This is a genomic window from Bacillus sp. ISL-77 (genome assembly GCF_018613105.1).
Window position 1 is genome coordinate 174,449 of record NZ_JAGGQY010000037.1, and the last position, 14,871, is coordinate 189,319.

Here is a 14,871-nt window from a genome sequence, read left to right on the forward strand (position 1 = left end):
ATTTAATTGGTTTTTATTAATAAATAAAGAAAATAAGGGGCTCCTATGGCTGCAACAATTACACCTGCTGGAATCGCATTGGGTTGAAAAATTGAGCGTCCCAACGTATCGGCAAGTACTAATATGACCATCCCTATGAGTCCTGCGATAGGAAGAAAATGCTGGTACATGGGACCAACAAGACGTCGTGCAAGATGGGGGGCAACTAGACCAATAAACCCAATGCCGCCCACCATTGCTACACTCGTACAAGATAAACCAACAGCCGTTGCCAGCATAAGCAAGCGTTGCCCTTGAACAGAGGTACCAAGACCAGCTGCCACGTCATCCCCTAAAGATAAGACATTTAATGTTCTAGATTGAGACCAAGCAAAAGGTGCTAACATAAGAATCCAAGGAAAAAGGGTCATAACATGGATCCAGTCTCTTCCCCAAACATTTCCTACCAACCATCTTGAAGCAAATGTGTAAGTTTCTTCATCAAGACGAAGGGATAGAAAAAGTGTAGCTGCACTAAAACCTGCTGAAACGGCAATTCCTGTTAGAATAAGTCGGATAGGCAGTAAACCTTTGGTACGGTCATAAGCAAGTAAAATAATAATGAAAGCCGTTAAAAATCCACCTAAAAAAGTAAATAACGGTATAAGAATGGCAGCCTGATTATCTAATGAATGAAAATATGTAACAAAAAGAATAAGACCAAAAGAGGCACCTGAATGTAATCCTAAAATTCCTGGGTCTGCCAAAGGGTTTCGCGATAATCCTTGTAAAATTGCACCAGAAATCCCAAGTCCGATTCCACCCAACATGGTTATCAGGATTCGGGGCATACGGTATTCAAATAACACTAAAGAACTTTTATAATCACCGTATCCAAAAAGAGTTTGGATCACCTTTAATGGAGCAATGTGCAAAGACCCTGTATTCAAACTAAATAAAATAATACTAATACTAATCAAAATTAATACCAGAGCAACTGTATAGGCTCTCTTGTTTTCTGCATTGGCTTGGGATTTCATTTATAAATCCCTCCCCGTTTTACGAGCAATATAAAGAAAAAAAGGAACGCCTACAAGGGCTACTAATATACCAATTGCCAATTCACGAGGCGGGTTTATCGTTCTTGCTCCTAAATCAGCCATAATCAATAAGATGGAACCCAATAAAGCTGACATCGGAATTATATGTCTATAATCTACTCCAACCAACTTTCGAGAAATATGTGGAATAACTAATCCAATAAATCCAATTGATCCAACAGCTGAAACAGAAACGCCTGCCAATATAACAGCAATAATAATAGAAAGTACTTTTATTAGTGTTACGTTCATCCCAAGATTCTTTGCTATATCGTCCCCCAAGGAAATAAGAGAAACAGAACGACCCATGGTTATTGCCAAAATAATGGTGATGAGAATAACAGGAACCAACACATTTAAATGGTCCCACTTAATTCCTGCAACACCTCCTGCGTACCAAAAAGCTAAATCTTGGTTCAAATCAAAGAAAATGGCTACACCTGCACTAAGTGAATGTAAAAGAGCTGCTATTACTGCACCCGAAATAGTCAACCGCATAGGTGTTAGTCCACCTGGTACAGAAGATCCAATAATAAAAATGAATAGAGTACTAAGTACTGCTCCAATAAAGGAAAAAATCATCAATAGATAATATGGAATACCTGGAAAAAATGCAAAACAAAGAGTAACGATAAACATCGCTCCAGCGTTAATACCAAGAATCCCTGCATCAGCTAATGGATTACGGGTGACTCCCTGCATTAAACAGCCCGCAACTGCAAAAGAGGCTCCGACGATTGCAGCACCTATTACCCGTGGAAATCGCAGTTCGTGGATAATCTGTTGCTCAGTCAAATTAGGATTATAATTAAAGATGGCTGACAAAACTGTATTAAAAGTAACATCTTTTGCCCCAAGAGAAATAGCCAAAATCATACAACCTAAAACTCCAATAATTGCAAATATGAATAAAAGCAGTAACATAAAAGCGTTTGAACCATCTTTGATGCATTTTTGAGAAGAGGTATGTAACATTTTGAACGCAGCCTTTTTTATATTAATAATGATAATCATTATCACTTGCTATTATATTTTATAACCATCTTTTTAACAACCTATTTTTTTGAAAGTTAGTTAAATTAAAATGAAGTAAAGAAAAAAGCGGAATAAGAAAAAAATCCTTATCGATGACGATAAGGATTTTTTTACCCCAAGATGATCTCAAAGGTTGTTCCTATATTGTGGCTGCTTGAAACTTCAATGGTTCCGCCGTGGGCCTCCACTAATTGTTTGACGATTGAGAGACCGAGTCCGGTACCGCCGAGAGCACGCGTTCGTGATTTATCGACACGATAAAATCGCTCGAATATTCGCGGTAAATCTTCTTCGGGGATACCCTTCCCTTCATCTTGAACAATCATGTGAATCGCTCCGTCGATTCTTTTAACGACGACGTCTATTTTTGTTTGTGGCTCCGAATATTTCCGTGCATTATCAAGCAGATTGAGGATCACTTGTTCGAAGCGCATCGGGTCAATTTTTGCATAAAGATGTTCCGGGCATTCGAGAACGATTTCGATCTGGTACTCCAAGAGAGCCGGTGAAACTTTTTCAATGATTGTTTGAAAATAAGGTAATAGATGAACCTCTTCTTTTTCTATTGAAAAAGTATTTTCATCCATTTTTGCGAGATTAAATAATTCCTTCACTAATTTCGATAGCTTGCCAGTCTCTTCAAAAATAATTTCTAAATATTTATCTCTGTCCTCATTGTTCGTTCCTTGTCGGAGGGCAATGTCTGCGTAGCCCTTAATATAAGTCAGTGGAGTACGGAGTTCGTGCGAGATGCTTGCAAGGAACTCATTCCGTTCATTTTTTAGAATTTCTAAATCACTTGCTAACACCTTAATGGATTCCCCGAGCTCTCCGATTTCGTCTTTACCAACGTTTGGCAGGGAGACGGAGAAATCACCCTTGCTGATCCGTTTTGTTGCTTCACTCATTTGAATAAGCGGTTGAGTGACAAACCTGGTCAAAAAGATAATGATAATAATCATAAACAAGAGGGAAAGCAGGCCAGCAATCAGGAAATGCTGGTTAAGTCCGGAAATTAAATCTTTGATTTTTTTTGTATTTTGAAACATATAAACATAACCGTTGATTTTATTATCAACAATTACTGGGCTAATGGAAGCGATATAAGCTTCGTTTTTCCAGTCGTCTTCTAAAATTAAACCCTCGTGTGGCACACTTTTTGGCTTAATATTCATGATTTTTTTCATTTCATCTGCAACCTTATTGGACGACATATAAATCGTTCCATCTGGTTTTGTCAGAATCACCTGTGTATCGGTTTGTGCCTCCATTATGGCAATGTGCCGAATGGTTTCATCATGAAATGAAGCCTCGAGGATCTCACGGTGATTATTCCCTCGTGTCTGGAGAGAAGTTAACTCTTCATGCACCCGGGAATGAATGATATTATTATGCAAAAAAACCATCGAAATGCCTTCTAGTATAAAGATTGCAATAAAAAATAGAACGCCTATTTTAACTGATATTTTATTCATATGTCCAAGCACCTCACTCCCTAAGCATACTATAGAGTTTGCTGTACGAGTGCCTTATTTTGTAGCAAATTTATTAAAAAAAATGGACATCCCACCGATTGGGACGTCCGAACTATATAAAAAAGAGAGGTTAAATTTGGGATGAGTAAGATGGTTTTGAACCAACTACTGCATCAATGAGGTGATAACAAAAACTTGGGAGTCCTTTTAGTTATTCCCTCATTCCTAACTACACTCACATCTTACCGAGAAAGATTGAAGATGTTATGAAGAACTTGTGGTGAATTTGTGAAGTTACAAACATCACAGACTTGAAATGATATAGTTATTATGTGGGGAGTGGTAAAAATGAAGATATTATTAGTAGACGATGAACGTAGAATCATAGAAGTTCTTGAAGCCTATTTAGTAAGAGAAGGCTATGAAATTCATAGTGCAGATAATGGAATTGATGCCTTGAAAAAAGTAAAAACACTAAACCCTGATTTAATCATATTAGACTTAATGCTGCCCGATATATCTGGTGAAGAAGTTTGCCGGCTGGTCCGAAAAGAATCGGACGTGCCAATCCTGATGCTGACCGCCAAATCGGCTGAAGATGATCGCATCAACGGAATCGTGATGGGGGCGGATGATTATTTAACCAAACCGTTTAGCCCGCGGGAAGTCGTTGTTCGCGTGCAAGCTATTTTAAGGCGTGTGAAAAAGTCGGAGAAAGTAGAACGACTTGAATTCAATGGGAAAAGGCTTGTCATTGACTTAATAAAAAAGGAAGTAACCGTTAACGGAGACTATATTACCCTAACACCGATTGAATATAAGCTGTTAACCAATATGGCGGTGAATCCGGGCCGGGTTTACAGCCGGATGGATTTGCTTGAAAAGATTCAGGATGAAGGCATGTATTATGAAGGCTATGAACGCAGTGTGGATACCCATATCAAAAATCTTCGAAAAAAAATTGAGATGGATTCACGGCAGCCAGATTTTATCGTGACGGTGTTCGGGATGGGTTACAAATTTGGAGGCGTATTAGATGCTGCAAACGCTCCGGTCTAAAATTCTCTTTTATTTAATACTCATCTCAATGATCGCCATCATCATTGTGAGCTTTTTTATCCAGTATGGATTTGAAGAGAGTTTCAGCAGCTATTTAGATCACAATCGGGAAAAAAAGATTGATCGGATTATTACGGAAATTGAAAAGGATTATAAAAAAAATGGCCATTTTACCAGTGACCCAGTGTTTGGGCTCTTGCACGAACATGCGATGACCGAGCAGCTTTACTTCCAATTGTATGATCGGCTGGGGCAATTGCAGATGGATTCCTCGAACATCCGTGGCATGTTGAATAGTTTCGGGTTAGCTGAACCTGCTCCAAATGGAGAAGAATGGCATTCCAAGACCTATACACTAAGGGTAGATGATAATATCATTGGGAAACTTGTCGCCATCTATCCGAAAGGTTTAATTGATGATGAGTATACATTTATCCAAACGATTCAATTGTACATTTATGCAGCCGTTTGTTTGACGATCGTGCTGGCGATTATCTTTAGTATGCTTTTTTCCAAAAAACTCACTTCAGGATTACAGAAGCTATCGTTTGCGGCAAATGAGCTGCAGAATCATAATCTTGACATTCGGATTCCATTATCGGGCTTGCCTACCGAGGTAAAGGACATTGCGATTTCGTTTAATAATCTTGCAGTGTCGTTGGCAAAGGAAGAAAACTTAAGAAAGCACTTTACGGGTGATTTGGCTCATGAGCTTCGCACACCGCTGGCCACATTGAGAAGTCAAATTGAAGCATTTCAGGATGGTATTTGGGAGCCGACTCCACAGCGTTTGCAGACAACCCATGAAGAGCTAATGCGGTTAGTAAGGCTAGTCAATGAACTAGAAAAGCTTCTTGCCGCCGAAAATCCGCAGATTCGACTTGAAAAAATGGAATTGGATGCAGGAAGTGTTCTGGCTGCGTTATTTGAGATGTTTCTGCCGTTGTTTACAGAGAAGGGTGTCCATCTCCATATAGAAGAACCTGTTCAGGACGAAATGTTTGAAGCAGACAGGGATCGCTTGATGCAAATCCTGTCAAACATCCTCAATAATGCCCTAAAGTATACGCCAGAAGGAAAAAACGTCACCATTTCTGTCCAAACGGATATGTCGGGCTATTATGTCGGCTTCAAGATTCAAGATGAGGGATCAGGAATGGCTGAGGAAGATATTCCGCATATATTCGAACGCTTTTATCGCGGGGACAAATCACGAGACCGCAAAACAGGTGGAGTCGGAATTGGCCTCTCGATTGTAAAAGCCTTAATGGATGCGCATAGGGGAGTCATAAAAGTAAAAAGCAAGTTAAATAAGGGAACGAGCGTTACTTTGTGGTTTCCACAGGAAGACTAACCCTAAATACACGAAGAAGGCCTCTGCAGTGCGCGGGGGCCTTCTGTTTTTTAATCCAAGTGAAGAAAAAAACAGCTCCAAACCGGAACTGTCAATTAACGCGCAACGGGGTAAAACTTTTTCCACTCATTTAGGAAGGATGCAGTGGAGGAATTCGGATGTTCTAGGACGCGTGGGGTTAGTCCTACTTGTTTCACTTCACCATTTACAATGATTGCAAGCTGTTTCGTGAGATAATTGACCTCCATCAGATCATGGCTGACAAAGACAGCCGTTGTCTTGGCATCTTCAATAATTTGCTTGAAATCTTCCATTAACCTTATTTTTGTTGGAAAATCTAAAGCGGAAAAAGGTTCATCTAAAAACAGAATCTCTGGTTCAACAATCATCGCCCGCGCTAAGTTGACCCGTTGTGCCTCGCCGCCGGATAAATAAAGCGCATTTTTTTTCGCCAAATGACTGATCCCAAATAACTCCATCCAGTGCCCCACTTTTTCCTTAATTACGGATTTGGAGACTTTTCTTAAGGTTAGACCTATCGCAATGTTATGAAAAACAGTTCCATCTAACAGTAAGGACTGCTGAAGAGCAATAGAGAATTTCCTTCGCAGCTCAAGCGGTGCATTCCCCTTAGGAATGGCCTGTCCTCGGTAAAGGATTTCACCACTATTTTGTTGCTCAAGAAACGCCAGCACCTTTAGCAGCGTACTTTTCCCCGCACCATTTGGTCCCATGATGCCGAGAAATTCTCCAGTCTGAATCTGAAATTCAGGAATATCAAGAATGGTTCTATTATGGGCTTTATAGGTAATGTTCTTCAGCTCAATTAAGGGGTTCATGATATTCGCTTCCTTTGCTGTAAAAATGTTAACGCTGCCGTAATCAACAGGGCAACCGATAATAATATGAACGATAGCGCTAAGGCAATATCAAAGTTCCCTTTTGAAACTTCCATCACAATCGTCGTCGTTAAAATGCGTGTGTCGCCTTGGATATTTCCGCCGACCATCATCGCAGCACCAACCTCAGCGATGACCCGGCCAAAGCCAGCCATTATTGCTGCCAATATGGCAATTTTTAATTGTTTAATGAGAATCCATAAGGTCTGCAGTTTTGTTGCTCCAAGTGCTTTAATTTGCAGAAGCATTTTTTCACTAATTTGCTGAAATGCTGTGCAGGTTAGACTGGTGACAATCGGCAAACTCACTAATATTTGTGCCATCACAATCGCTGTTGGTGAATAAAGCAGGGTGAGGTCTCCGAGCGGCCCCGAGCGCCATAAAAGCATCGTAATCCAAAGTCCGGCAACAACAGGAGGCAGCCCTAAACCAATATTGATGAATAATAATAGAAGTCTGCGGCCTTTGAATCTAGTTAATCCAAGAAAAATGCCAAGCGGCAATCCTATCAAGGTACTAATCAGGAGGGAAATTAGACAAACTTTAAGAGTGAGCCAGGTAATCGCAAATACTTCCTGATCACCAGAAAGGAGCATCTCTATCGCTTTTTTCAGTCCATCAATGAGTAGTTCCATTTAAAGTGCCTCCAGGATTTTCTATAGCTTTATAAACAGAAGGACCCTTAAAAAAGGGCCTTAAACTGCTATTCTGTATACCTCATAAATAATGATTGACCGTATTCTTTCTTACCGAATTCTTCAATCACATCTTGTGTTTTCGCATCTACCACAAATTCTACAAATTTTTCAGCATCTTTGCTATTAATTTTGTCATGTTTTTCAGGATTTACTTGCATCACGTGGTAAATGTTCATTAAATCTTTGCCGCCTTCAACGACGATTTGAAGGGTATCTAAATTTTTCTCTTGTGCCAGCCATGTAGCGCGGTCAGTTAAGACGTAGCCTTTTTTCTCTGCTGCTACTTGTAAGGTTTGCCCCATGCCTTGTCCAGTTGAAACGTACCATTCACCAGTTGGTTTAATGCTTGCCGCTGCCCAGATACCAAGTTCTTTTTTATGTGTGCCAGAATCGTCACCTCTCGAAACGAAAGTTGCTTGTCTCTCAGACAATTTTTTGAAAGCTGCGTTAATGTCGTCACCGCTGACACCTGCTGGATTTTCCTTTGGTCCTACGAGGATAAAATCATTGTACATCACGCGTTTGTAGTTTATGGCATCGCCGGCATCAACAACTGCCTTTTCAGCTGCTGGAGCATGAACAAGAAGGACATCTGCTTCCCCTTTTGTTCCCATTTCTAATGCCTGCCCTGTACCAACTGCAATGGTTTTTACTTTTACATTGTTTTCTTTTTCAAACATTGGGATCAATACATCTAGTAAGCCGCTGTCCTGTGTGCTTGTTGTTGTGGCAAGGATCATTTCAGTTGCTGCTTTAGGTTCTGTCCTTTTTACCTTTTCTGCTGAATGATTTGTGTCAGAATTTCCGCACGCGGCTAAAATTAATAGCATCAGCGCCAATAAGAATCCAAGATAACGATTTTTTAACATGTTTTTGTTTCCTCCGTTTGACTTGTTTGATAGGTGATTTTTCCTAATTCTGATATATCATATCCTTCTAAATCCGTTAAACTGTCTTTGAAACTAGCAGACTGTAAATACTGAATTAGGTCTGTTAAACTTTGTTTATTTTCAGAGGTAAAGCGGAATACTAGGTCAAAATGTTCTTTAGCTACAGGGATGAAGTCCAATCCTAAATGGCTTGCAGCCGGCTGAATTCCGAAGGTGACATCAGCCATGCTCCTGCTAATGTACGAGGCAGCAGATAAATGGTTCCACTCCTCCTTGCTATACCCGCTAATTTTACTAGGATTGATTCCATAGCTGGAAAGCTTTGAGTCAAGTAAAAATCGTGTTCCTGCCCCTTTCTGGCGATTAACAAATTGAACATCATTTCTCGTCAGGTCAGGAAAATCATGAATATTTTTCGGATTGCCTTTTGCGACAATAAAGCCTTGTTGTCTTGCCGCTAATCTAAGCACCAAAATTGATTCGTATACAAAAAGTTGATGAGTGAATGGCAGATTATATTCTTGTGAGTTTGGATCCAATAGATGAATAGCAGCAATATCACATTGTCCCCGGTATAGCATCATTAACCCTTCAAGACTGCCTATGTACGAAGGCTGGATTTGCAAGTTTAATGCTGTAGCTGCTTGTTTTGCAAAATGTTCGACTAGAAAGTCGTGACTGCCGGTTAATCGAATGGATTGGGCCGGATTACTTGGAGTCCCTGTAGGTTCAGAAGGACCTTTTTTGGCAGGAGCCTTCGTGCTTTCTTTAAATCTTTCCAGCTCAGCTTGTTCAATTCTCATTTTGTTTCCAATCTTAAATGCCTGCAGCTCACCTCTTTTAATTAACTCATAAACCGTATGTTTTGAGATTTGAAAGATTTGAGCTACTTCATCGGGTGTATAAGCCTTCTCATCCATAAGTTACCCTCCTTTTCCAGTTTTTATTTTATAAAAAGAATAGCATAATAAAAGTGACTTTTGTTAAGTTTTGTTTAGTTTCGTTAAGTTTTGTTTGGGATTGTCATGGGTTGTTCAAATAACAATCTAGTTTTCACAAGATTTTCACAAACTTCACTCATTGTTCAATCGTGAGCATAGAGAAATATTGTACTATAAGGAGAGAATATTAAATTTGCGAAAAAGGGGACGGATCTAAATGTCTAAGCTTCTATATATAACAGCAAATCCAAAAAATGATAGTAAACTTTCAAAAGGAATGCAAATTGGGGAAGTGTTTCTAGAAGAGTTCAAAAAGGAACAGCCTGATGTGGAAATTGAGCATATGCACTTATATAGTATGGATATCCCTGAGATTGATATGGATTTACTTTATGCACGTGCAAAACTATCATTTATGGGCTATACAAAAGATCAGCTTACCGAAGGAGAGCGGACGAAACTAGAAAAAATGCATGCGCTGGCAGACCGTTTTATGGATGCGGATTACTATGTGTTTGTTACACCGATATGGAACCTTGGGGCACCCGCAATTTTAAAATCCTTCATGGATTGCTTATTTATTGCAGGGAAAACATTTACTTACTCTGAACACGGTGCAGAGGGACTTCTTACCGGAAGAAAGGCCATTCACATTCAAACACGCGGAGGCATTTATTCCATCGGCCGAATGGTTGATTTTGAAATGGGTGACCGTTATTTGAGTAAAGCCCTTGAATTCCTTGGCTTTGAATTAATGGAAACGGTATTTGCCGAGGGAATGGATCATAATCCAAAGATGATTCCTGAGATTATGGCAAAAGCAAAGGAACAAGCAGCAAAAGCAGCTAAAGAAATGGCGAAATTGCCTGTTTCATTATAAAAAAGAGCGACTCGAGTGCTGTCGAGTCGCTTTTTCGTTGCTTTTTATAAATATCGCATGAGTTCTCATCCTATTTGCGGAAAACCCATTTTTGTTTGCGCAACTAGGGCCTTTGTTTGCGAAACCGATACTTTTGTTTGCGAAACTATTTTTCTGAACCTCAACTCGCTAAAATTTACCTGTAAATTGGAAAACTAACACAAGTACTCCTAATGCCCAAACATAAATTGCAAATGGTTTTAAGGAATGATTTTTCAAATAGCCAATCATCCACTTAACGGCAACATAACCGAAGACAGCAGAAGCGACAATACCAACGAGCAATGCCGACAAGGAGATTTCTTCACCTTGACCGCTGAGTAAATCCTTCGTTTGCAGGACAATCGCGCCAGCAATGGCTGGTGTGGACAATAAGAAGGAAAAATAAGCGGCTGTTTCACGATCTAATTTTCGCCAAAGCGCGGCAACGATCGTCATTCCTGATCGTGAAATCGCAGGCATTATCGCAACGGCCTGAAAGGTACCGATAATGAGGGCATCTTTATAGCTAATCTCATCCATTTTTTTATAGCCATTTTTCGCTGAATCAGCGATCCACAGGAAGATCCCCGTAATTAAAAACTCCCAGCCAATTGTAACTCCAGTTTTCGAAATTTCATCGATATAATCTTTAAACGCAAGACCAAAGATTACCGCTGGGATGGTTCCAACGATCAACAAAAAGGTTAACTTACTAAACGGGTTTTTGATAATTTTTATAAATTCATCCTTATAAAAAACAAAAACAGCTAGCAGTGTGCCGACATGAAGCATCGTATCGAGCAAGAGACCGGCTTCCTGTAAGCCGAATAAATTTCTTCCTAAATAAAGGTGGCCTGTACTGCTGATCGGCAAGAATTCGGTTAAACCTTGGATAATCCCCAGAATTAGTGCTTCTAATTTTGTTAACATAGTTACCCTCACATTCTAAAGAAATGTTAAGCCTGTACATTTAAAAGATATGCTGAAATTACCTATTTAATGAAATCCTATTCTATTTTAGGATTCCTTTTCCAACTAGGCAATGAAAATATCTAATGTCTAAACAAAATAAGTGCAATTAGATGGCATCCTCCCATAAAATAGAAATATACTCGTTCGAGAGGAGAAACGCATTTGGAAAATTCACATCTTTATTTTAATACGTCGATCGGTGTTATGAAGCCCGAAAATATTCGAAACAAAGACCAGGCCTGTCCATTTTGCGAAAGAGATCAACTAACGAACCTCATCGCTGTGGACGAACCGATTATTCTTTTAAAAAATAAATATCCTGTTCTAGAAAATACCTATCAAACGGTATTAATTGAAACGGATGATTGTCAGGGTGAATTATCGACCTACCCAAAAGAGCATTTACATAAATTGATAATGTTTGGAATCAAGCATTGGTTAGCTATGGAGGAAACTGGCCGCTATCAATCTGTGATCTTCTTCAAAAACCATGGACCTTTGTCAGGAGGTACGCTCTCCCATCCTCATATGCAAATCATTGGCTTGGATGATATTGATTATAAAGAGAAGGTAACCCATGAAATGTTTGAAGGGATTGTAATAGATGAAACAGCGGAAGCCCGGTTTTCGCTGTCGACAAAGCCCCGTGTTGGATTTTATGAATTCAATATTGAAATGGATGATTCGTGTTACCAGGAAAAGTTTTCGGATTACCTGCAAACGGCTGTTCATTATATTTTGAATCATTTTCCATTCAAAGCAACGAGCTATAACTTGTTTTTTCATCATATTGAAAATAAAATCTATGCAAAGGTTGTTTCGCGCTTTGTGACCACCCCGCTTTTTATTGGATACGGCATTCCACAGGTTCCAAGTAATCTGGAATGGATGGCTATGGAATTGCAACGGATCTACTTTGATAAATAAGAAGAAAAAACTATGGGCGCTTCCGCTTTCTAATTTATGTAAATTAAACCATTCACAGTTTAGAAGTTGTGATTTGCTGATAATAAAAATATAATGAAGGAATGCAGCATTTCATAGTAAGGTGGAACTGATATGACTTCAAATAACGACAAAACTTCAAAACTTGATTACAATCTTGTTTTTATATTGATATTACTGTTTTTAGCGAGCTGTTTAGCAATTTATAGTGCGCAGGCGAGCGGACAATACAAGGAGAATTTTTTAATCAAGCAAATTGTTTGGTACGCGGTTGGTGGAGGGATTATCACTGGGGTTATGACCCTCGATTCAGATCAACTCCGAAAGCTTACCTGGTATGCTTATGGGTTTGGAATACTTATGCTTGGATTTTTAATTGTTGCCCCAGAAAGTATCGCACCAGTCATCAATGGGGCGAAAAACTGGTTTAAGATTCCTGGCTTCGGTACAATCCAGCCATCTGAGTTTGTTAAAATCTTCATTATATTGGCGCTTGCACGAGTGATTGAAGATCATCACCTCAAGACCCAGATAAAAACGATGCAAACGGATTTTTGGCTGTTAGTTAAGCTTGGCATTGTAACAATGGTCCCGTTAGCACTGATCATCAAACAGGATTTAGGGACATCGCTTGTATTCTTAGCGATTTTATTAGGAATGGTCTTTATTTCGGGGATTTCGTGGAAGCTGCTCACACCATTGTTTGCAGTAGGTATGGCGTTAATTGGGACGATTTTTTACTTTGTATTATGGCACCCAGAAGTTTTGGAAAAGTACCTTGGGGTGGGCCAATATCAGCTTCGCCGGATTTATTCTTGGTTAGATCCTTATAGCTACCAAGGCTCGGACGCCTATCAGTTGACAAAGTCCTTGCTTGCCATTGGCTCTGGACAGACTGGCGGAAAAGGATTGGGAAACCGTGAAGTTTATTTGCCTGAAAGTCAAACGGATTTTATTTTTAGTGTCGTTGGCGAGGAATATGGCTTTATTGGGGCAAGTGTGTTAATTAGTTTGTTTTTCCTTTTGGTTTATCATATTACCAAGGTCGGAATGGAAACAAAGAATAATTTTTATACGTATATTTGTGTAGGGGTCATCAGCATGATCACCTTCCACGTTTTCCAAAATATTGGGATGACGATTGGCGTTCTACCGATTACGGGTATTCCATTACCGTTTATCAGTTATGGCGGCAGCGCCTTAATGGGGAACATGTTCGGGCTCGGCTTAATCTTTTCGATTCGCTACCATTATAAAAAGTACATGTTTTCGACAACAGCTTAATATAGAAAAAAGAGCGACGTGGGTTCGCTCTTTTTTTGTTGCCTAAATAGGTGTTTGGCGGAATCCCTGCTTAAATCTCTGTTGAAAAAATTCAAAATACGCAAAAAACGAGGCCATGGCAAGCCTCGTTTTTTTGTAATATATAATGGGAGGTTTTTTATAAAAATTGCTTATTTCTTTAGTAAGATTTTCTCAAGGTCATCGAGCATAATATTTGCTGACAGAACGCCGCCGGAAGTATTCCATGTTGCGTCACTTACTTCATACACATGACCGTTCTTAACCGCATTTAGGTTTTTCCAAAGTGGATCGTTTGTCCATTCCTTTGCAGTATCTAAGGCTTCTTGATCACCTGGTGGCGCATAAGTGAAGTAGAAAAGAACATCTCCATCCATTTTAGGAATGACTTCCTTGCCAACCTCTACAGCGAGTAACCCAAGCTTATTATCAGGAGTAAAAAGTGCTTCCTGCTGGGCAGCTCGTTTAAAGCCTAATTGATTGAAAAGTACTCCAGAGAAAGAATCCGTGTAATAAATACGAGATTTTCCTGCCATGAAGCGCACAACAGAAACCTCTTGATTCACTTTATCGCCGAGCTTGGCTTTTAGATCTTCCACATGTGTATCGTATGCGTTTAACACTTCGTTTCCTTTTTCCTCAAGATTTAATGCTTTGGCATACAATTTGAAGTTATCTTTCCAATCACCTCTAAGTGTCTCTGAAAAAACAGTCGGGGCAATTGCACTAAGCTGGTCGTAAACCTTTTCTTGACGCAGCTTGTTACCGATAATTAAATCAGGCTTCAACGAGGCGATTTTCTCCACATTGACTTCACTTTCAACCCCAACAACCTCAACGCCGTCCATATCCTTTTTAATATGTTCATACCATGGATCTCCAAGCCATGATTGAACAGCACCGACTGGTTTTACACCTAATGCAAGCAGTGTTTCTGTTCCTTCGTTTGTAAGAATAACAACTTTTTTAGGGGTACCTTTAATGGTGGTAGATCCCATCGCATGCTCAACCGTATAAGATTTTTCTGTAGTAGTTTTTGCTTCATTGTTCTTTTCACCAGTTTTTGCTTCATTACCGCCGCCGCAAGCAGCTAATAAGAAAATGGCCATAACTGAAAAAAGAGTAAGTATGGTCTTGATTGACTTCATGGTTTATGTAGCCTCCTTAGCTAATTGTTAATGATAATCATTTTCAATGACAACTTAATCATAAAATGAGTAGTACCGATATGTCAACGCTTTAATTGAAAATGATTATCAAAATAATAATATTTTTAAGAACACTAATTGAAAATGATTTTCAAAGTCATTGACAACAATTA

The 14,871-nt window shown here is 39.4% G+C and carries 14 protein-coding genes; 5 read left to right on the forward strand and 9 right to left on the reverse strand.

Annotation, left to right across the window (positions count from 1 at the left end; translation table 11 throughout):
- Positions 1-2 precede the first annotated feature (2 nt).
- From J7E77_RS15775 to J7E77_RS15785, 3 genes are all read right to left on the reverse strand, one after another.
- A complete protein-coding gene (locus J7E77_RS15775) occupies positions 3-1,019 on the reverse strand; it encodes a FecCD family ABC transporter permease (RefSeq protein WP_214715588.1) in 1,017 nt (338 codons plus the stop codon).
- Positions 1,020-2,003: a FecCD family ABC transporter permease gene (locus tag J7E77_RS15780; protein WP_251028092.1), complete on the reverse strand. Its 984-nt coding sequence runs from the start codon at positions 2,001-2,003 to the stop codon at positions 1,020-1,022.
- Between the two features lie 221 nt (positions 2,004-2,224).
- Positions 2,225-3,589, reverse strand: a complete 1,365-nt coding sequence (locus J7E77_RS15785; RefSeq protein WP_214715589.1) for a HAMP domain-containing sensor histidine kinase — start codon at positions 3,587-3,589, stop codon at positions 2,225-2,227.
- Between the two features lie 348 nt (positions 3,590-3,937).
- On the opposite strand from J7E77_RS15785, the gene J7E77_RS15790 reads away from it, so the two are divergent.
- Complete coding sequence (locus tag J7E77_RS15790; protein ID WP_214715590.1) at positions 3,938-4,648, forward strand: response regulator transcription factor; 711 nt, start codon at positions 3,938-3,940, stop codon at positions 4,646-4,648.
- Positions 4,626-6,002 (forward strand): HAMP domain-containing sensor histidine kinase, encoded by a 1,377-nt coding sequence (locus J7E77_RS15795; protein WP_214715591.1) that lies wholly within the window; start codon positions 4,626-4,628, stop codon positions 6,000-6,002. The genes J7E77_RS15790 and J7E77_RS15795 overlap by 23 nt, the downstream gene beginning before the upstream one ends.
- 95 nt (positions 6,003-6,097) lie before the next feature.
- Here J7E77_RS15795 and J7E77_RS15800 read toward each other — a convergent pair whose 3' ends face one another.
- The 4 genes from J7E77_RS15800 to J7E77_RS15815 all read right to left on the reverse strand — a co-directional run bounded on the left by J7E77_RS15800 (position 6,098) and on the right by J7E77_RS15815 (position 9,409).
- Entirely contained in the window at positions 6,098-6,841 is a 744-nt protein-coding gene (locus tag J7E77_RS15800) for an ABC transporter ATP-binding protein (protein ID WP_214715592.1), read from the reverse strand.
- Positions 6,838-7,536: an ABC transporter permease gene (locus J7E77_RS15805; protein ID WP_214715593.1), complete on the reverse strand. Its 699-nt coding sequence runs from the start codon at positions 7,534-7,536 to the stop codon at positions 6,838-6,840. Before J7E77_RS15805 ends, J7E77_RS15800 begins: the two co-directional genes overlap by 4 nt.
- A gap of 68 nt (positions 7,537-7,604) precedes the next feature.
- A complete protein-coding gene (locus tag J7E77_RS15810) occupies positions 7,605-8,468 on the reverse strand; it encodes an ABC transporter substrate-binding protein (protein ID WP_214715594.1) in 864 nt (287 codons plus the stop codon).
- Positions 8,462-9,409, reverse strand: a complete 948-nt coding sequence (locus J7E77_RS15815) for a substrate-binding domain-containing protein (protein WP_214715596.1) — start codon at positions 9,407-9,409, stop codon at positions 8,462-8,464. Before J7E77_RS15815 ends, J7E77_RS15810 begins: the two co-directional genes overlap by 7 nt.
- A gap of 238 nt (positions 9,410-9,647) precedes the next feature.
- Between J7E77_RS15815 and J7E77_RS15820 the strand changes: the two genes are divergently transcribed.
- The gene (locus J7E77_RS15820; protein ID WP_214715597.1) at positions 9,648-10,310 is read left to right on the forward strand and encodes an FMN-dependent NADH-azoreductase; all 663 of its coding nucleotides are present in this window, start codon (positions 9,648-9,650) and stop codon (positions 10,308-10,310) included.
- A 168-nt stretch (positions 10,311-10,478) separates the two neighbouring features.
- Here the strand turns inward: J7E77_RS15820 and J7E77_RS15825 are convergent, their stop codons facing one another.
- Positions 10,479-11,261, reverse strand: coding sequence for an undecaprenyl-diphosphate phosphatase (locus tag J7E77_RS15825; RefSeq protein ID WP_088089522.1), 783 nt, complete (start codon positions 11,259-11,261; stop codon positions 10,479-10,481).
- A gap of 204 nt (positions 11,262-11,465) precedes the next feature.
- Between J7E77_RS15825 and J7E77_RS15830 the strand changes: the two genes are divergently transcribed.
- Together J7E77_RS15830 and J7E77_RS15835 are read left to right on the forward strand one after the other, a co-directional pair.
- Positions 11,466-12,230 (forward strand): DUF4931 domain-containing protein, encoded by a 765-nt coding sequence (locus J7E77_RS15830; RefSeq protein ID WP_214715598.1) that lies wholly within the window; start codon positions 11,466-11,468, stop codon positions 12,228-12,230.
- Between the two features lie 132 nt (positions 12,231-12,362).
- Complete coding sequence (locus tag J7E77_RS15835) at positions 12,363-13,532, forward strand: FtsW/RodA/SpoVE family cell cycle protein (protein WP_214715599.1); 1,170 nt, start codon at positions 12,363-12,365, stop codon at positions 13,530-13,532.
- A gap of 170 nt (positions 13,533-13,702) precedes the next feature.
- Here the strand turns inward: J7E77_RS15835 and J7E77_RS15840 are convergent, their stop codons facing one another.
- Complete coding sequence (locus J7E77_RS15840; protein WP_214715600.1) at positions 13,703-14,698, reverse strand: ABC transporter substrate-binding protein; 996 nt, start codon at positions 14,696-14,698, stop codon at positions 13,703-13,705.
- Positions 14,699-14,871 lie beyond the last annotated feature (173 nt).